The organism is Streptomyces sp. NPDC058751 (assembly GCF_042746485.1).
In the GTDB taxonomy this organism is placed as follows: Bacteria; Actinomycetota; Actinomycetes; order Streptomycetales; family Streptomycetaceae; genus Streptomyces.
The window spans coordinates 21,913-39,017 of the sequence record NZ_JBHYPZ010000012.1 but is presented as its reverse complement, the minus strand read 5'-3'; the positions used below and the strand labels follow the sequence as shown (position 1 = coordinate 39,017).

The 17,105-nt window shown below is 71.7% G+C and carries 14 protein-coding genes and 3 pseudogenes; 6 read left to right on the top strand and 11 right to left on the bottom strand.

Annotated elements, in window-relative coordinates; translation table 11 throughout:
- Positions 1 to 39 precede the first annotated feature (39 nt).
- From ACFW6B_RS13855 to ACFW6B_RS13830, 6 genes are all read right to left on the bottom strand, one after another.
- Positions 40 to 2,013 carry an LpqB family beta-propeller domain-containing protein gene (locus ACFW6B_RS13855; RefSeq protein ID WP_386595416.1) on the bottom strand — a complete coding sequence of 658 codons (1,974 nt, stop codon included), beginning with the start codon at positions 2,011 to 2,013 and terminating at the stop codon, positions 40 to 42.
- A 9-nt stretch (positions 2,014 to 2,022) separates the two neighbouring features.
- Positions 2,023 to 3,327 (bottom strand): M20/M25/M40 family metallo-hydrolase, encoded by a 1,305-nt coding sequence (locus ACFW6B_RS13850; protein ID WP_386595414.1) that lies wholly within the window; start codon positions 3,325 to 3,327, stop codon positions 2,023 to 2,025.
- Complete coding sequence (locus tag ACFW6B_RS13845; RefSeq protein WP_386595412.1) at positions 3,320 to 4,153, bottom strand: M55 family metallopeptidase; 834 nt, start codon at positions 4,151 to 4,153, stop codon at positions 3,320 to 3,322. The genes ACFW6B_RS13850 and ACFW6B_RS13845 overlap by 8 nt, the downstream gene beginning before the upstream one ends.
- Before the next feature lie 74 nt (positions 4,154 to 4,227).
- A complete protein-coding gene (locus ACFW6B_RS13840; RefSeq protein ID WP_386595410.1) occupies positions 4,228 to 4,953 on the bottom strand; it encodes a class I SAM-dependent methyltransferase in 726 nt (241 codons plus the stop codon).
- Between the two features lie 171 nt (positions 4,954 to 5,124).
- On the bottom strand, positions 5,125 to 7,584 hold the full coding sequence (locus tag ACFW6B_RS13835; RefSeq protein ID WP_386595408.1) for a SpoIIE family protein phosphatase: 2,460 nt from the start codon (positions 7,582 to 7,584) through the stop codon (positions 5,125 to 5,127).
- A gap of 446 nt (positions 7,585 to 8,030) precedes the next feature.
- Complete coding sequence (locus ACFW6B_RS13830; RefSeq protein WP_386595406.1) at positions 8,031 to 8,474, bottom strand: SRPBCC family protein; 444 nt, start codon at positions 8,472 to 8,474, stop codon at positions 8,031 to 8,033.
- 183 nt (positions 8,475 to 8,657) lie between these two features.
- Here ACFW6B_RS13830 and ACFW6B_RS13825 point away from each other — a divergent pair.
- Together ACFW6B_RS13825 and ACFW6B_RS13820 are read left to right on the top strand one after the other, a co-directional pair.
- Positions 8,658 to 8,888, top strand: a pseudogene (locus ACFW6B_RS13825) (radical SAM protein); the annotation flags it as partial.
- Between the two features lie 74 nt (positions 8,889 to 8,962).
- Entirely contained in the window at positions 8,963 to 9,130 is a 168-nt protein-coding gene (locus ACFW6B_RS13820; protein WP_386595404.1) for a hypothetical protein, read from the top strand.
- A 184-nt stretch (positions 9,131 to 9,314) separates the two neighbouring features.
- Here ACFW6B_RS13820 and ACFW6B_RS13815 read toward each other — a convergent pair whose 3' ends face one another.
- The 4 genes from ACFW6B_RS13815 to ACFW6B_RS13800 all read right to left on the bottom strand — a co-directional run bounded on the left by ACFW6B_RS13815 (position 9,315) and on the right by ACFW6B_RS13800 (position 11,633).
- Positions 9,315 to 9,476, bottom strand: a complete 162-nt coding sequence (locus ACFW6B_RS13815) for a hypothetical protein (protein WP_386595402.1) — start codon at positions 9,474 to 9,476, stop codon at positions 9,315 to 9,317.
- A gap of 537 nt (positions 9,477 to 10,013) precedes the next feature.
- Complete coding sequence (locus tag ACFW6B_RS13810; RefSeq protein WP_386595400.1) at positions 10,014 to 10,367, bottom strand: hypothetical protein; 354 nt, start codon at positions 10,365 to 10,367, stop codon at positions 10,014 to 10,016.
- A gap of 19 nt (positions 10,368 to 10,386) precedes the next feature.
- The gene (locus ACFW6B_RS13805; protein WP_386595398.1) at positions 10,387 to 10,608 is read right to left on the bottom strand and encodes a hypothetical protein; all 222 of its coding nucleotides are present in this window, start codon (positions 10,606 to 10,608) and stop codon (positions 10,387 to 10,389) included.
- A gap of 146 nt (positions 10,609 to 10,754) precedes the next feature.
- The gene (locus ACFW6B_RS13800; RefSeq protein ID WP_386595666.1) at positions 10,755 to 11,633 is read right to left on the bottom strand and encodes a recombinase family protein; all 879 of its coding nucleotides are present in this window, start codon (positions 11,631 to 11,633) and stop codon (positions 10,755 to 10,757) included.
- Positions 11,634 to 12,362: 729 nt separating this feature from the next.
- On the opposite strand from ACFW6B_RS13800, the pseudogene ACFW6B_RS13795 reads away from it, so the two are divergent.
- The 4 genes and pseudogenes from ACFW6B_RS13795 to ACFW6B_RS13780 all read left to right on the top strand — a co-directional run.
- A pseudogene (locus ACFW6B_RS13795) lies at positions 12,363 to 13,015 on the top strand (radical SAM protein); the annotation flags it as partial.
- Between the two features lie 220 nt (positions 13,016 to 13,235).
- Complete coding sequence (locus ACFW6B_RS13790) at positions 13,236 to 14,816, top strand: alpha/beta hydrolase (RefSeq protein ID WP_386595396.1); 1,581 nt, start codon at positions 13,236 to 13,238, stop codon at positions 14,814 to 14,816.
- A gap of 60 nt (positions 14,817 to 14,876) precedes the next feature.
- Complete coding sequence (locus tag ACFW6B_RS13785) at positions 14,877 to 15,275, top strand: RidA family protein (RefSeq protein ID WP_386595394.1); 399 nt, start codon at positions 14,877 to 14,879, stop codon at positions 15,273 to 15,275.
- A 20-nt stretch (positions 15,276 to 15,295) separates the two neighbouring features.
- Positions 15,296 to 15,775 (top strand): annotated as a pseudogene (locus ACFW6B_RS13780) (GNAT family N-acetyltransferase); the annotation flags it as partial.
- 401 nt (positions 15,776 to 16,176) lie between these two features.
- Here ACFW6B_RS13780 and ACFW6B_RS13775 read toward each other — a convergent pair.
- On the bottom strand, positions 16,177 to 16,761 hold the full coding sequence (locus ACFW6B_RS13775) for an adenylosuccinate lyase (RefSeq protein WP_386595392.1): 585 nt from the start codon (positions 16,759 to 16,761) through the stop codon (positions 16,177 to 16,179).
- Positions 16,762 to 17,105: the final 344 nt, after the last annotated feature.

Genomic DNA, 17,105 nt, shown 5'->3' with positions numbered 1-17,105 from the left:
GGTACTCCGGTCGCTGGTGTTCCGATGCTGCTGTCCGCCTCACTCGGACAGCTCCAGGGCGGGGATGCCGGGCGGGTTCAGTCCGAGGACCTGGGCGTACAGGGAGAGTTCGGCCTCCAGCGCGCGCACCATCGTCTCGGCGCGACGGAACCCGTGCCCTTCCCCCTCGAAGGCGATGTAGGCGTGGGGGACCCTGCGACCCCGCTCCTCGACGCTCGCCAGGAAGCGTTCGCACTGGTCGGGCGGGCAGATGGCGTCGTCGAGCCCCTGGAGCAGCAGGAAGGGAGCGGTGATCCGGTCGGCGTGCGTGGACGGCGACCGCTCCGTGTACCGGGCCGGCACCTCGGCGATCGGACCGACGAGCGATTCCAGGTACTGCGACTCGAAGTCGTGGGTCCCGCCCGAGGCCCATCCGGTGAGGTCGATCACGGGATAGATGATCGTGCCGCAGGCGTAGACGTCGGTGGTGGCGAGCGACACGGCCGTCGTCCAGCCTCCCGCGCTGCCGCCGCGGATCGCGAGCCGTCGCCGGTCGGCGGTGCCCTCGTCGGCGAGCGCGAGCGCGACGGCAGCGCAGTCCTCGACGTCGACGACGCCCCACTGCTCGCGCAGCAGGTTGCGGTACTCCCGCCCGTGGCCGGTCGATCCGCCGTAGTTGACCTCGGCCACCCCGATCCCCCGGGAGGTGAAGTAGGCGATCTCCAGGTCGAGCACGAGGGGCGACCGGCCGGTGGGGCCGCCGTGCACCCACACGACGTACGGCGGGAGTTCGTCGGCGGGGCCGACGTGGCCGGGGTGGTGCGGGGGGTAGATGTGCGCGTGGACCTCGCGTCCGGCGGGACCGGCGAAGGTGCGGATCTGGGGTTCCGGGTAGTGGGCGGGATCGACCGGGTCGTCGTGCGCGGCCCCGATCACCCGGGCCCGCCCGGTGCGGGCGTCCAGTTCGACGACCTCGTGGGCGCTGCGGGGGCTCGCCCCGACGCCGAGGACCCTGCTGCCGTGCACGGCGAGCGTCGCCGCGAACTCGGTCCAGGGGCCGGCCGTGTCGACGAGTTCGCCGGTCTCGGGGTCCAGGATCCCCAGCGCGGTGGCGCCCCGTCCGTGCACGACGGCGATCAGACCGCTGTCCAGCGGCGCGAACCAGCGGAGTCCGATCTTCCAGAGCGGGCCGCCGAACTCCTCCTCGCGCGGGCAGACGGCGATCGGCCCGCCGTCCGCGCCGAGGCGGTGGAGGTTCCACCAGCCGCTGCGGTCGCTCGCGTACAGGAGTGTGCCGTCGGCCGCCCAGTCGGCCTGGACGACGGACTCCTCCGGGCCTCCCGCGACGGTCCGCGGGTCGGACAGCGTGCCGTCCCCGGTGACGTCGGCGAGGATCACCTCGGTGCCGTCCCACGGCATCCGCGGGTGGTCCCAGGCGAGCCAGACCGCCTGCCGGCCGTCCGGCGAGAGCCGGGGGCCGGTGACGAACCGGTGCCGCCCGTCGGACAGTTCGCGCACGGCGTCCCGGTCCAGCGCCGCCGATCCGTCCAGCGGCACCGCGACGACGGCACGGCGCACGTCGGTGGGGCCTTCGCCGGTGAACTCCTCCATCACGCACCAGACCTCGCCGCGCTCCGGGTGAAGCTGCGGGTCGACCCAGCGCAGCCCGCCGCCCACCGGCGAGAGGGGTGTCAACGGGCGCGGTTCGCCTCCGGGCTCACAGCGGTAGAGGCGCTGGTCGGCGAAGTCGACGAAGACGACCAGCGGGCCTTCGGGCCGCATGGCTCCCGCCCAGGGGCTGCCGCCGTACTCGATGACGCGGCTGCGCACGTTCCAGGGGGCCGGGAGGACCGGCTCCTCGGTGCCGTCCGCCCTGCGCCGCACCAGTGTGCGCCGCCCGCCCTCGGCGGGCCGGGGCTCGGTCCACCATGCCTCGTCGCCGACGAAGCCGACGTACTCGGGATGGCCGTCGTGCGCGGCGGCGAGCCCCGCGTCGATCGGCGAGGGCCATGAACCGTATGACGTGGTCTGCATCTCGTCCCCCTAGGCCGTGCGCAGAAAGCGGTCGAGGACGCGGACACCGAAGTGGAGCGCCTCGACCGGGACGCGCTCGTCGACTCCGTGGAACATCGCCTGGTAGTCGAAGCCCTCCGGGAGCTTGAGCGGTGCGAAGCCGTAGCCGGTGATGCCGAGGCGGGAGAACTGCTTGGCGTCCGTGCCGCCCGACATGCAGTACGGGACGACATGGCCCTCGGGCGCGAACTCCTCGACGGCCGCGCGCATCCGCGCGTACGTCGGTGAGTCCAGCGGGGCCTGGAGAGCCACCTCGCGGTGGTGGAACTCCCACTCCACGTCCGGTCCGGTGAGCCGGTCCATGGTGGTGCGGAACTCGTCCTCGCCGCCGGGCAGGAATCTGCCGTCCACGTGGGCGACGGCCTCCCCCGGAATCACGTTGATCTTGTAACCGGCGCTCAGCATCGTCGGGTTGGCGCTGTTGCGGACGGTCGCCTCGACGAGCGAGGCCGCCGGGCCGAGCTTGCCCAGGAGGGCGTCCACGTCGTCCGGATCGCCGTCCACCCCGTACAGGGCCGCGAGTTCGGTCAGGGCGGCCCGCACGGTCGGGGTGATGCGCAGCGGCCACTCGTGAGCGCCGATGCGGGCGACCGCGGCGGCGAGGTGGGTCACGGCGTTGCTCCGGTTCACCTTGGAGCCGTGGCCCGCCCGTCCCCGCGCGGTGAGTCTGAGCCAGCCGGTACCGCGCTCCCCCGCCGCGATCGGATAGAGCTGCCGTCCGCCGCCGTCGTGGAAGGTGAACGCCCCCGACTCGCTGATGCCCTCGGTGCAGCCCTCGAAGAGCCCCGAGTGCTTGTCGGCCAGGAAGCCCGAGCCGTCCTCGGCGCTCGCCTCCTCGTCCGCGGTGAACGCGATGACCAGGTCACGGCGGGGCCGTACGCCTTCGCGCGCCCAGGACCGGACGACGGAGAGGATCATCGCGTCCATGTTCTTCATGTCGACCGCGCCGCGTCCCCACACGACGCCGTCGCGGACCTCCCCGGAGAACGGGTGGACGCTCCAGTCCTCGGCCTGGGCGGGCACCACGTCCAGATGGCCGTGGACGAGCAGCGCGTCGGCGGACGGGTCGGTGCCCTCCAGCCGGGCCACGACGTTCGTGCGCCCCTTGGTGCGCTCCAGGATCGTGGGTTCCAGGCCCGCCTCGGTCAGCCGGGCGGCGGCGTACTCGGCGGCCGGGCGCTCCCGGCAGTCCCCACCGCCCCGGTTGGTGGTGTCGATCCGGATGAGGTCGGAGGTGAACCGGACGACCTCGTCGAGTGCGCGTTCGTCAGCCATACTGCTCCTCCACTGCGGCCGAGACGATCGTGGTGACCGCCTTGAAGGTCCGAATTCCCTCGTACATCGTGTCGCTGGTGTAAGCGATCTTCCGCTCGCCGACCCGGTCCACTCCGGGGACGACGGTGGCGGCCATGGCCAGGTGCTCGGCGTCGAACTCCAGGACGATGGTGAACGGCCCGCCGGCGACCGGCTCGTGGCGCACCGCCAGCGCGGCCGCCTCCTTGGCTGCGGCCCGGATGTCCGCGGCGGTTCTGGCCGGGGTGCGGCACACGGCCGCGTACCGCGAGACGTGGTCCTTCACGGCGACCTTCGGCGCCTCGGGCGCGTACCCGAGGGCGTCCTCGCAGGCCACGTCGTCGCCGGTGACCAGCACGACCGGCACGCCGTACTCGGCGACGACGCGCGCGTTGAGCAGGCCCTCGCTGGCCCGTACGTCGTCGATCCACACGCCCGTGATGGAGTTCGCCAGGTAGGTGTGGGCGAGGACGCCCTCCATGCCCGCTCCCGCGTGGTAGCCGACGAACGCGATGCCGTCCACGTCCCCGTGCTGCACGCCCTCGACCATGGACAGCGACTTGTGCCGCCCGGTGAGCATCTCCGCTCTCTCGTCGAGCCGCTCGAGCAGCAGGTTCCGCATGCTCCAGTGGGCTTCGTTGATCAGCACCTCGTCGGCGCCGCCGTCGAAGAAACCGAGCACCGCGGCGTTCACGTCGGAGGTGAACAACGCGCGGCACCGCTCCCACTGGGGAGTCCCCGGCAACACGTCGGCCGGCCAGGTCACGCCCGTGGCGCCTTCCATGTCGGCGCTGATGAGGATCTTCATGCCGAAACCGTACGCGCTCCGGCCCGGACCCGGCAGAGCCTGTGGACAACTCCTGCCGGTCAGGGCCACCGGCGTCAGCCGGGGCGGCCGGCCACCAGCCACCGCGACGGAAGTTCGACGGCGGTGCCGTCGGGCGTGTGCTCGGTCGTCAGGAGCGGGAGTTCACCGCTCGCGAGGACCGTGAGGCCGGCCCGGCGCAGATGCTCGGGGACCGCCGCGTCCGTGACCTCGCCCGGGGCTATGCCGTGCCGGAACACCGGGGCCAGCTTGGCCGGGGGGCCGTCCGGGCCCTGGGCCAGGGCGCGCAGGAGCGGACCGGCGGCCTCGGCGAGCTCGACCAGGAAGATCCGGCCCCGGTCGCCCGCGAGGGTGGCCAGACCGTCCGCCAGCGACTGCCGGTCGTCCGGCTCGGACTGGTGGAGCACGCCCCGCATGTAGACGTTGGCGTCGCCGAGCTCCGCGTGCAGCGCCTCGGTCTCGGCCTTGTCCGCCGCGTCGAGCAGCCGGTAGCGGGCCAGGCCCGCCGGATCGGCGCCGCGGGCGTGGTCGAGCGCCGCGGACACCAGGTCCGTGCCGACGACCTGCGGGAACCGGTCGGCCAGGAAGCGGGTCTGGGTGCCGTTGCCGCAGCCGAGGTCCACCAGGGGCAGGTCGGGTGCCGTCAGGTGCGGTTCGAAGTGGGCGAGGTGGACGGCGGCCGTCAGCGCGGGCTCGGTGTCCCAGAGGACCCCGCCCTGTCCGGTGGGGGCCTCGCGCCAGAAGCCCTCCCAGGCTCCCCTGTACCGACTGCTCACGCTCATGCCCGCTCCCGGGGTCGCGACCGCGCCCGCCGGGATCCGGCGGACCTGATCGGTCTACCGCGCCCGGCGTGCGGCGACAAGCGGCTGACGCGTTCCTTCACCCCTCATTCGAACCCCGTACGTCTTCACCCGCGGTGGCCGCGCCGGCGTGCGGGACGGCGAGGGAAGGGATCAGCGGCGCGGAAGCGTGAGTTCGAACCACACGGTCTTGCCCGCGCCGGTACGACTGGCCCCCCACTCGCGGGACAGCGTGCTCACGAGCCGCAGTCCGCGTCCGAACTCGTCGCCGGGGCCGGCGCTGAGCAGGACGGGGAGCGTGTGATCGTCGTCGCCCACCTCGCACAGCAGGGTGTCGCCGCGGACGAGACGCAGCTCGATCCCACGGCTGTTCGCGTGCCGTACGGCGTTGGTGACGAGTTCGCCGACCATCAGCCCGGCGTTGTCGGCGAGACCCGTCAGGCCCCACTCGTGAAGCTGTTCGCGGACCACGGCGCGCGCTCTGCCGGCCTCGGCCGGGTCGAGCGCCAGGCGCCATTCGGCGACGTCCGCCGGCTCGATCCCGTTGAGCCGGGCCATCAGCAGGGCGACGTCGTCCTTGCGGCCGCCCCGTGTGTTGAGCGCGCGGATGATGGTGTCGCAGGCGTGGTCCATGGAGGCGGCCGGGTGGGCGGCGGACTCGCACAGGGTGGCCAGGCCGACACCGATGTCCTCGCCGCGCACCTCGACCAGCCCGTCGGTGCACATCACGAGCCGGTCGCCCGGTTCCACCCGTACGCGGACCGCTTCGAAGGGCACTCCGCCGACCCCGATGGGCGCGCCTGTCGGCAGGTCGAGCAGTTCGCTGCGGCCGTCCGCGGCGCGGACCAGGACCGGCGGGACGTGGCCGGCGTTGGCGAGGTGCAGCATTCCGGCGATCGGGTCGTAGACGGCGTACAGGCAGGTCGCGAGGTAGGTGTCGCCGAGACGCTGGGCGAGGTCGTCGAGGTTGCGCAGGAGCTGGGCGGGCGGCAGGTCGAGCGCGGCCATGGTCTGCACGGCGGTGCGCAGCTGGCCCATCATCGCCGCGGAGTTGAGGCCGTGGCCCATGACGTCCCCCACGACCAGGGCGGTGCGCGAGCCGGGCAGCTTCACCGAGTCGAACCAGTCGCCGCCGACGCGTCCGAGGAGCGTTCCCGGCAGGTAGCGGGTGGCGATGTCGCAGCCGGCCATGCGGGGTGCGATGGTCGGCAGCATGCTGTCCTGGAGGGTCTCGGCGACGCTCTCCTGATAGGTGTACATGCGCGCGTTGTCGAGCACCAGGCCCGCGCGGGCGGCCAGCTCGGCACCGGTGACCCGGTCCATGTCGTTGAACTCGACGCGCTCGGGGTGCCGCAGCAGGATCATGAACCCGAGCACCACCTGCCGGGCCTTGAGGGGAACGACCAGCATGGAACGGCCGGTGATGAGCGGCCTGATGTCGCGCTTCTCGAACTGCGCGGCGATCATGTGCCCCATCTGCTCGCTGATGCGCGGCACGAGGACGGGCTCGCCGGTGGTCATGCACTGGAAGAAGGGGGTGTGCGCCGGGAAGGGCATGGCCTCGCCGACCGGCACGACGTCGTCCCAGCGGCCCGGCTCGTCCGTGTGCTCCACGGCGACCCGGTGCCACATCGTGGTCGTGTCGGGAACGCCTTCGGGGAAGCCCTCGCCGGCCACGACCTGTTCGCGCAGATAGGTGCCCGCCACGTCCGTGAAGCGCGGCACGACGGCCCGGCTGACCTCCAGGACGGTCCGCGACAGGTCGAGGGAGGTTCCGATGCGTCCGCTGACCTCGTTCAGGAACTCCAGGCGCTCCCGCACGGCCACGTACTCGAGGTCCTCGCCCTCGTCGTCCTGCGGGTCCTGCGGGTCCTGCGGCAGGGGCTTCCCGGAGGCCGCGGCCCGGGCCGCCCGCTCGCGGCGCGCCTTGCGCTCCGCGCGCCGGGGCACTCCCCAGTCGGGGGTAACGGGCACCCGCTCGTTCTGGCTGAACTCCAGGACGGGATATCCCAGTTCCAGAACCTGTGCGACGATCCGGGCGCTCTCGCCGACGCTCATGCTGGGCAGGATGTCGGGGAGCCGGCGGGCCAGTTCCTCGGCGCCGGGGAAGTCGGTGTGCAGCGCGAAGCCGGGCGCGATGCGCTCGAAGGAGACGTCGTCGTCCTCGTGCCGCATCGCGGCCGCGTCGGCGGCGAGCACGAGCAGCCGCTCGGGCCCCGGGCCCACCAGCGGGTAGGCCCACCACAGGACGTCGATCCGGTCGGGACCGGCCTCGGTGAGGCGGGCGCGTCCGGCGGTGGGATAGGAGAGGTCCCCGTCCAGGGAGGACTCCAGGCCGGGCCCGAGTCCGTCGTACGTGGCACGGCTCCCGAAGGGGGCCGCGTCGTCGGGGAGTGCGCCGGAGACCGGGAGCAGGTCCACCGCGTGGCGGCCGAGCGCTTCCTCCCTGGAGGCGCCGAACATGCGCCGCGCGCCGCTGCTCCAGTGCGAGACGAGCCCGTCGCGGTCCACGACCACCACGGCCAGCGGGACACGGCCGATGCCGGCGTGCTCCCCCGCGGGGGTCCCGACGCCGGGGCCGGTGGCCGCGCCCGCTTCGGTGCCACGGTCCATGACCCAGGGCCCCCTCTCCCCACGGCTCCGCAAGATTTGTGCCGCCCCCACTACCGTACGGCGGCGGCCGGTCGCGATGTGTGGCAACCCGTGAATTGATGCCGCGGGGGCGGCTCCGGCGCGCGGCGGGCCTTCCGGGCACTCCTCGGGCGCTCCTCGGGCCGGTCCGCCGGGGGGGGAAGACGGCCGGTTCGCCCCGCGCCGGAGCGCTCCCGCCGACGCGCCCGCTCCCTCGTGGCGCCCGCCGGGCGATCACCACCGGCCGCGACGGCTCCCGGCGGGCGTGACGGATCGCGGCCCGTCGCCGCGCGGAAGAGGGGGATCCGCCCGCAACGGTGAAGGCACGGCACGCCCGGGGACGGCCTCGCGGCGGCCACGCCCGTCACGTCACCGTCCGGCGGCCCCGCCCTTTCCTCCGGGAGCCGTGCGCGTCCCGGAGGGGACGGTCACTTCTCGGTCTGCGCCGCGAGGTTGGCGAGCAGGGCGTCGTAGATGCGGGCGAGCCCCTTGGGCGCGAAGGTCCGCTCGAAGAAGCCGCCGATGCCGCCCGCGCCGTTCCAGACGGTGGTGACCACGACGCGCGACTTCCCCTCACCGGCCGGGGTGACGCGCCAGGTGGTGACCATCGAGGAGTTGCGGTCCTTCTCGACGAGCTCGCCGTCGGTGGGCTCGCTCACCTCCAGGAGGCAGTCGCGGACGCGCTTGCTGGTGGCCTGGAGCTTCCAGTGGACGAGGGTGCCCTCGCCGTCGCCGCCCTCGCGCACCTCGTACTCGCTGAAGTGCTCGGGCAGCACCTTCTGCCGCGTGCTGCTGTAGTCGGCCAGGGCGTCGAACACCGCCTCCGCGTCCGCCGCGATGACCCGCTCCGTCGTGGCCTCGACCTGCGCCATGGCACTTTCCTCCAGCACTTCGTTCCTCGGGGTGTGCGGCCAGCCAACCACCCGGCGCCCCGGCCGCCCAAATCGGGGTGCCCCGCGGGTGCGGGCGGCGTCGGCGGGACGACACGGGAATCAGGTCGCACGATCAAGGGAACATGTGTTCTATTCTCTGTCCAGTGCTACCTAGGAGGCGCCATGCGCTGGGAGAACCTGACAGCGGAGCCCGCCGGGACCCCCGCCCGGGACGCCGCCCTGTTCGGCGCGGACTCGGTCACCACGAGGACGTTCGACACGCCGGAGTTCAGGGGGATCACGTTCCACGAGATCCGGGCACGGTCGATCGTGAACCGGGTTCCGGGCGCCTCCCGGATGCCGTTCGAGTGGACGGTCAACCCCTACCGCGGTTGCTCGCACGCGTGCGTGTACTTCACTGCATGACCCTATTGAGCCCGGGAGGGCCGATGCTCAGCACTCCGAACGCGGACAAGGCATGGAAAGCCATGACGAGGTCATTCCCGACCCCGGAGGCACCCGGCCAGCATCCCGCCCCGAGCAAGGCGGAGAGGACGGCTTACGCCGTGCTGCTGCATGGACCGGCTGCGCGCTCAGGCGGCGCCGACGCGAGCCAGTGGCTGCTGCTGCGCGACCGCACAGCGAAGCGCCTGTAACCGACGCACCAGCAGCAGACACGCTTCAGGAACGCGTCAGTCACCCAGGACGCCGTCGAGGCAGTCCTGCACCGGCCCGTACAGGCCGCGCGGAACCAGCCTGCGGACAATCGCCCTGCAAGGCCCGGACGACCCCTGCGACTTCCCTGACGCCCACCGGGGCGTTTCCGTGTGTGCGCTCAGGTCAGCGCAGGCCGTCTGTGTCGTCGCGCTCTTCGCCGACTGGGAGTGAACGACGGTCGTCCCCCGGGTCCTCGCTGTAGATGACCGCGGAGACCGCGCTGTCGTAGGCGCCGTCGAGGCCGTTGCCGCTTGTGCCGAGCATGTTCTCCCAGTCGATTCCCATGCCTACGAGCCTAGTGCCGCGGCAGGCAACGTTCGCCCATCGAGGAGCGGCGTCCGGTGCGTGCTCTCGGCGTGCCGGCCGGAAGCCCTCGTACTGGGCGTACTCGGGCTTTCGGCCGGTGCGGCGAGTGGGGGTGCCCCCTGCTCGAAGAGCTTGGGGGAGCGTGCCGGGCGTCGCGACGGGGCGAACGTTGCCTGCCGCGGCACTAGACCGTACTGCTCGAGAATTTCGGCGATGCGGGCGTTGAGCTCGTCGGCCCGAGCAAAGATCGCCACTTCCTCCTCGGGGCTGATGCGCTGCGCCGGTCGCCGAGCCGGCCATGCTCCGCCATGACGAGGGCCATGGTGTCTCCGGGCGAGTCCGCGCGACCCGCGACGGTGCTGGCGGGGCGGGCGTGACCAGAGATGGCGGGGAAGGACTCGGTCGATGTCGTGGGTCACCACTATTCGTACGGCATCGGGCGGCTGTTGGCGCCGTCTTGCTGGTCCAAGGCCCTGGGCGGCACGGGTACCGGCGGTCAACGGATGGCGGCCGGCGTCAGGTCCCGTTGCCGGGGCCGGCGGGGTTGGTCAGCGGGGCCAGATAGTTGATGGCCGTGGGCACGCCGAGGGCCTTTCGGACCGGGACGGCGTGCCGCAGCCCGTGGTGGAACCGCGGAGCGAAAGTGAAACCGATCCCGACGTCGTGCACGCACCGCGCCACGTCGTTGGGGGTGAGGTCCAAGGGCAGGCCCAGCGCTTCCAGGACGTCGGCGCTGCCGGCCTTGCTGGAGACGGACCGGCCGCCGTGTTTGACGACGGAGATACCGGTGGCGGCGAGGACGATCGCGGCCATGGCGGAGACGTTGACGGTGTGGGCGCCGCCTCCTCCCGTGCCGACGATGTCGATCACCTGGGTTCCGCGAGACCCGCTATTGCGAGGACTTGAGAGCCCCTAGGAACGCCTCAAGCTCCGCCCCCGGGGGTTTGGTGGTGTCACCCGTTACGAGGACGTTGAGCGCCCACTTCAGGGCGCTGAGCCGGGTGTTCACCTCGCGCCGCCGGGTCTTGCCCATGGTGTCCGCCTCACGCTCGGTCTGCGCCATCACCCGCAGGATCTCGCGGCCGATGATCTCGGGTCCGTGCTCTATCACTGTGCCTGTCTCTCTGCCTGTGCATGTCCGCGACAGACACTCTATGGGTCGGTGGCGGCACTGCCTTAGGGCCTCTGGATGGCCGTCTGTGGACGCGAAAGGGCCCCGCCCGGATCGCTCCGAACCGGGCCCGTGGTGCCTTGCTGCTATTCGTCGTCGTGCCAGATGATTTCCATGCGCTTTAGGCCGTCGAACGCCTGGCCCCGGTAGTCGGCTTTCTTCACCCGGATACGCCGGATAGCCAGCCGCAGCAGATCACGCTTGAGCAGGTCATCCGCCACTTCCCACGCTTCGTGCTGGTCTACCGTCTCCAGCAGAAACGAGATATCTACGGAACCTTGCCCGCGCGCCCCATCCAGCGTCTTTCGCACTGTCAACACGGCGTCGTTGGCTTCCTTCAGCGACGGGGCGAAATAGCTTTCAGACGGCCCGTCGTAGAGACCCGCGCGCCGGTCCTTCCACAGTCGCGAGAGTGCCGCCTCGGCGTCCGCCAGCGCCGCCCGCGCCGCCGCTTCGCCCTCGGTCGCCTCAGGGTCCTGCCGCGCCTTCCAGCGCTCCGCGACAATCGACAGCAGTCGGTCGCCCGGGTCCAGCGCTGCAAGCCGAGTGGACCAGCGATAGAACACGTGGCCTTCCGCGCTTTCCTGCGCGACATAGGCGGGCGCGGGGCATACCCCACCAGCACCAGGGCGCCAGCACGAATACCCCTTGCCACGCCACGTCATAGAACCGCCACACCCAGTGCATTCCAGTAGATCCGTGAGGACGTGCCGCGCCTTCCAAGATTCCTTGCCTCCGGGCGGCCCGGTGCCCCGCGATGCCGCCTGCGCCGCGTTCCACTCCTTCTCAGTGAGAACCGCCGGGCCAATCATCACGCTGACCTTTTCCCCGGCAGCGTTCCGGTACAGCAGTCGCCGGGACTTTCCTTCCTCACGCCCGGTCACCTGCCATCCGGCATACGCGGGATTGTCGATCATGTTCGCCACGGTACTGAAAGCCCAAGTCTTACCCGTGGGAGACGGCACGCCCCGTTCGTCCAGCCGACGGGAGATCTCCCGCTTAGCCACCCCGGCAGCGTCTCAGTGTCACGCTCTAGCTTGCGTTCTTCGATTTCCTCGCCATCCTCGTCCTCGGTGGACACCATCACGATTCGCAGCCCATAAGGCGCGACACCGTTAAGCCACTCCCCATTTTCCCGCTGGAAAGTCTTGGTGTTCCGTACGCGCTCGCTGAGCACTTCCGTTTCTTCGCGGGCATCCTCAGCGCGCCGGATGAGTTCGCTACGGTCACGCGGGTTTGCGCTATCCAGTCCTACGCCCGGCGTGTCAGGGTCTCCGTTGTCCACCAGCAGACGGCGGGGCCGCCCGTCCGTCGGTTCAACGATGCTGAGGATTGCACCCGCTCCCCGGCGGGTCCAGCGGTCAAGCCTGAACACCCAAAGGCCGCCGATTTCCCCACGCTCCAGAGCCTGCAAAGCCAAATCCTGCTGCGGAACTTTCTTCGACCGGCGAAAGCGGCTGGCCGAGCCGACTTCCCGCCAGACGTGCCGGACGGTCAGCCCAAGCTCAGCGGCTGTACAGCGGCTGTACGTCGTCCCCGTGCCTCTTGCGCGCTGACCGAGATTTCCCGGCGGCCGGTCTTCGACTTCACGGCCTGCGACTTCCGGCAGACCAGATCAATCAGGGTGCTGGTGTCTTCCGTTTGAGTGCCCACACATCATTCGTCGCATGTCAGCGGGCTGGACTGCCAATGTGCAACGCGCCGAGGGCCGCTACCGGCTCATGCCGGGCATCATCGCGGCCCTGCGCGACCACGCGAACCCCTTCTCGATCCTGACGAAGGGCACGCTCGTCCTGCGCGACCTCGACCTGCTGAAGCAGGCGTCCGAGGTCACCGACGTGGGGATCTCGGTCTCCGTGGGCTTCACCGACACCGAGCTGTGGCGCACCGTGGAGCCGGGCACACCGGCCCCCGAGCGCCGCCTGGACGTCGTGCGCGCACTGGCGGACCACGGCATCGGCTGCGGCGTCCTCATGGCCCCCGTGATCCCCTTCCTCGGCGACCACCCCGCACAGCTCCGTGCCACCGTACGGGCCGTCGCGGCCTCGGGAGCCACCTCGGTGACCCCGCTGGTGCTGCATCTGCGGCCCGGCGCCCGCGAGTGGTTCATGGCCTGGCTGGAGCACCACCACCCCCACCTCGTACGGCGCTACGAACGGCTGTACGCGGAGGGGCCTACGCGCCGAAGTGGTACCAGCGCCGGATCACCCGTCAGGTCCACGAGCTGGCGCAGGAGTACGGCATAGGCCCCGCGCGCGCGGGCATGCCGCGCCGGATCACCTCCCCCGGGCCCGCGGCCGCACCGGCCCCCGCCGCGCCGGGACCGACGCAGCTCACACTGCTCTGAGGGCCGATGACGGCCCGTCACGGCGGCCGCTCGCGCCGCCCCGGGCAACCACACGCCCGAAGACCGCGCGTACGCACGGCCCGTGACGGCATCCGAGCGCATCCCGCCGTCCAATCGGGTCGAGTCTCACCGGAACACGTTCTTCCAGGACCCCCCTCCGGCACGATACGGCGAAGGCCGTGGCGTGCACGGCTCAAAATCCTCCGTCCTGGGAGGCCTTGTGAAGAAACGCGCAGCCGCTCTGTGCGGGGCGGCCGTCGTCCTGGCCGGGATGATCACGTCGATCCCCGCCGACGCGAGCACCGGCCCCGCCGCACCGCGCACCGCCCGGACCGCGAAACCCGTCTGGAAGAAGTGCGGGACCAGCGACTACCCGATGCTCCAGTGCGCGTCCGTGAAGGTGCCGCTGGACCACTCGAACCCCTACGGCGAGCGGATCACCCTCGCGCTGTCCCGCGTCCCGCACACCGCCAGGACGTACCAGGGGCCGCTGCTGGTGAACCCGGGCGGTCCCGGCGGCAGCGGACTCACGCTGGCCGGCTTCGTCGCCTCGGCACTGCCCAAGGCCGTGGCGGCGCAGTACGACGTCATCGGCTTCGACCCGCGCGGTGTCGGCAGGAGCAAGCCGGCCCTCGACTGCAAGCCGGGCCACTTCAAGCCCGTCCGTCCCGACACCGTCCCCGGCACCGCGGCCGTCGAGAGGGCCAACCTCGCCCGCGCCAGGGATTTCGCCGGGGCCTGCGCCACCAGGTACGCGAACCTGCTGCCGTACCTCGACACGGTGAGCGCGGTCCGCGACATGGACGCGATCCGCGCGGCCCTCGGCGCCAAGAAGATCAACTACTTCGGTTACTCGTACGGCACCTACCTGGGGGCCGTGTACGCCAAGCTCTACCCCCAGCGGGTCCGCCGGCTGGTCCTCGACTCCATCGTCGACCCCACCGGGGTGTGGTACGACGACAACCTCAGCCAGGACTACGCCTTCAACGACCGCCACCTGGCGTTCCTCGCCTGGGTCGCCAAGCACGACGCGGCCTACGGGCTCGGCACGGACCCGGCCGTGGTCGAGGCCAAGTGGTACGCGATGCGCGCGGCGCTCGCCGAGAACCCCGCCCAGAAGAAGGTCGGCGCCTCCGAACTGGAGGACACCTTCATCCCGGGCGGCTACTACAACGGTTACTGGCCCTACCTCGCCGAGGCGTTCTCCTCCTACGTGAACAGCAAGAACGCGGACCCGCTGGTCGAGGCGTACGAGAACTTCGGCGCCGTCGACGCCTCGGGCGACAACGGCTACAGCGTCTACACGGCGGTGCAGTGCCGTGACGCGTCCTGGCCGCGCGACTGGCGCCGGTGGCGCCGGGACACCTGGGCCGTGCACGACAAGGCGCCGTTCATGGCCTGGAACAACGCCTGGTACAACGCGCCGTGCGCGTTCTGGCCCACGGACTCGCTGCGGCCGGTGGACGTCTCCAACCGCTCCCTGCCGCCGGCGCTGCTCTTCCAGGCGACCGGGGACGCGGCCACTCCCTACGAGGGCGGGGTGACCGTCCATCACCAGCTGCGCGGCTCCAGCCTGGTGGTCGAGCAGGGCGGCGGCAACCACGGCATCACGCTGAGCGGCAACGCCTGCCTCGACAAGTACCTGGCCGCCTACCTGACCGACGGCAGGGTGCCGCGCGGCGGCGGCGAGGCCGACGCGGTGTGCGAGGCGCTGCCCGACCCGAAGCCGCTGACGGCGAAGGCCGCCTCGTCCTCGTCACGGGGTTCGACACTGCACGGACTGCTCGGTTACCGGGGCTGAACCTCCCCCACGCGCACACCCGTCGGGGGCGCTGTCGGACCCGTGGTCCACCATGGACCCATGAGTGAGCCGACACGGATCCCCGCCCCCGACGGGGTCGCCCCAGCCGCCGCCTACTCCCATGTCGTGGCGGCCACGGGCCGTTTCGTCGCGGTGTCGGGCCAGGTCCCCCTGGACGAGAACGGCGATCTCGTCGGCGAGGGTGACGCGGGGGCCCAGGCCCGCCAGGTCTTCGAGAACCTGCGCCGCTGCCTGGCGGCGGCGGGCGCCGGTTTCGACGACGTCGTCAAGCTCACCTTCTTCGTCACGGACATGGCCCACATGCCCGCGATCCGGGCCGCCCGCGCCGAGCACATGCCGGCGGACCGTCTTCCGGCCGCCTCGGCGGTCCAGGTCGCCGCGCTGGTCCGGCCCGAGTTCCTGATGGAGATCGAGGCGTACGCGGTGGTCGGCGCGTGAGCGGGCTCCTGGTCCGTGAGATGACCCTCGACGACTGTCCGCGCGTGGCCGAGATACGGGTGCGCGGCTGGCAGAGCGCGTACAAGGGGCTGATACCGCAGTCGTACCTGGACGGGCTCAGCGTGGCCGAGGACACGGCGCGGCGCCGCCGCAACCTCGAACAGGGTGACGGCAGCGTCGTGAACCTGGTCGCGGAGCGCGACGGGTCCGTGGTCGGCTGGGCCTGCCACGGACCGCACCGGGACGGCGAGGTCCGTTCCGGGGAAGCCGAGTTGTACGCCATCTACGTACACCCCGACGTGCTCGGCCAAAGGGTCGGGCACGCCCTGCTGGGGGAGTCGGTGCGCCGCTGCGCGGCGGCCGGGCACGAGCGCATGCTGCTGTGGGTCCTGAAGGAGAACACCCCGGCCCGCCGTTTCTACGAGAGGGCCGGTTTCCGCCCCGACGGCGCCGAGGAGCCCTTCGAGGCGGACGGGGTCGCGGTACCCGAGGTGCGCTATCGAATACTTATCCAGCGCTCCCTCCTTCAGGGTGGAGGTGAAGGGCATCCTGTCCATGGCGGCCCGGAGAGCCGCAGCGGCATGGCAGGATCGTCTCGTCGGACAACAGAGCTGTCCGGCCTACCGCCGGACGGGCGGGATGTCAGGCCTGCGGAGGCCACGTAAGACCGACCTTCACCGGTCGGCGGAGGCCCGTGAAACAGGAACCCGTGGTGGTGCTGCGGAGCAGTACGGACCGGAATCACCTGCCCTCCGGCAGATGAGGGCGTCAAGCGCGCGTGCTGACGGGCGCGGGACAGGACTGACGAAGGCGGGCTGGCCCGGCACCGGACGATGCGTGCGGCACCGGTGCGCCTGAGCCCGGGCGCGGGCTCAGGCGCACCGGCCCGCGCGGGTGCCGCCTAGACCTGCGCCCCGGGCAGCCGGGCCAGTGCGCGCACTGCCGTCTCCGCGAGCACCGGATGGGCCAGCGCCTCGTTCAGGACCCTTCTCGCGCGGGCGTCGCCCAGGACGCCGAGGCCCTCCGCGCACGCGAGGGCGACCTTGCGGTGGGGATCGTGCGGGCGCAGCCGGCGCTGCAGTGTGGTGATCAGCGCGGGTACGGCCTCGGGCGCGCGCAGTTCGACCAGGAGCCGTACCGGCTGGAGCGCGTACGCGACCCGCAGTTCGTTGGTGGCGAGCGCCGCGGCGGCGCGGGCGGTGCGCGGGTCGCCCAGCCGGGCCAGGGCATGGGCCGCGGACGCGCAGCGCTGCGGATCGCGGTGGTTGAGCAGCAGGACGAGTGCTTCGAAGGCCCGCCGGTCCCCGGCCGTGCCGAGCCGGAAGGCGACCAACTCCCGTGCCCAGAGCGGTTGTCCGGGCTCGGTCAGCGCGGCGGCCAGCACCTCGCGGTCCTCCGTCAGCGCCAGGCGTTCGTACGCCGCCGAGGAACCGGCCCCGGCCTCGGCCCGTAGACGCTCCGTGAGTGATCGCAACGCTTCGTCCATGGGGCGAGCTTAGGCAAGCCCGTGGGGTGCGGGGACGTACATCACAAAGTCGGGGACTGGCGCGCTCGTTACCCGCGGGTTAAGCTCAGACGAGCGAGTTACCCACTCGTGTCTCACCTCCCGGTGGCCTGGTGACGCAGCCGCCGTGAGAGCAGTCGGTTCGGTACTTCAGGTACCTCAGTACGACATGGCTCCGGGACAGGGCCGGTCGGCTTTCACCGCCCGTGGGCGCCCGTTCGACGGCGCCTTGGGACGGCACCGGGCGTGTGCGCTCGTCAGCCCGGAAACACCCGCAACCTCCGCACGGTGTGCGCCTTTCGGCGCACCCGCGTGCGCTCCTCAGT

Excerpts from the sequence above, each read along its gene's own strand:
- ACFW6B_RS13855 (WP_386595416.1), bottom strand. The coding sequence starts at position 2,013 with ATGCAGACCACGTCATACGGTTCATGGCCCTCGCCGATCGACGCGGGG.
- ACFW6B_RS13850 (WP_386595414.1), bottom strand. The coding sequence starts at position 3,327 with ATGGCTGACGAACGCGCACTCGACGAGGTCGTCCGGTTCACCTCCGAC.
- ACFW6B_RS13845 (WP_386595412.1), bottom strand. The coding sequence starts at position 4,153 with ATGAAGATCCTCATCAGCGCCGACATGGAAGGCGCCACGGGCGTGACC.
- ACFW6B_RS13840 (WP_386595410.1), bottom strand. The coding sequence starts at position 4,953 with ATGAGCGTGAGCAGTCGGTACAGGGGAGCCTGGGAGGGCTTCTGGCGC.
- ACFW6B_RS13835 (WP_386595408.1), bottom strand. The coding sequence starts at position 7,584 with ATGGACCGTGGCACCGAAGCGGGCGCGGCCACCGGCCCCGGCGTCGGG.
- ACFW6B_RS13830 (WP_386595406.1), bottom strand. The coding sequence starts at position 8,474 with ATGGCGCAGGTCGAGGCCACGACGGAGCGGGTCATCGCGGCGGACGCG.
- ACFW6B_RS13820 (WP_386595404.1), top strand. The coding sequence starts at position 8,963 with ATGACGAGGTCATTCCCGACCCCGGAGGCACCCGGCCAGCATCCCGCC.
- ACFW6B_RS13815 (WP_386595402.1), bottom strand. The coding sequence starts at position 9,476 with ATGGGAATCGACTGGGAGAACATGCTCGGCACAAGCGGCAACGGCCTC.
- ACFW6B_RS13785 (WP_386595394.1), top strand. The coding sequence starts at position 14,877 with ATGAGTGAGCCGACACGGATCCCCGCCCCCGACGGGGTCGCCCCAGCC.
- ACFW6B_RS13775 (WP_386595392.1), bottom strand. The coding sequence starts at position 16,761 with ATGGACGAAGCGTTGCGATCACTCACGGAGCGTCTACGGGCCGAGGCC.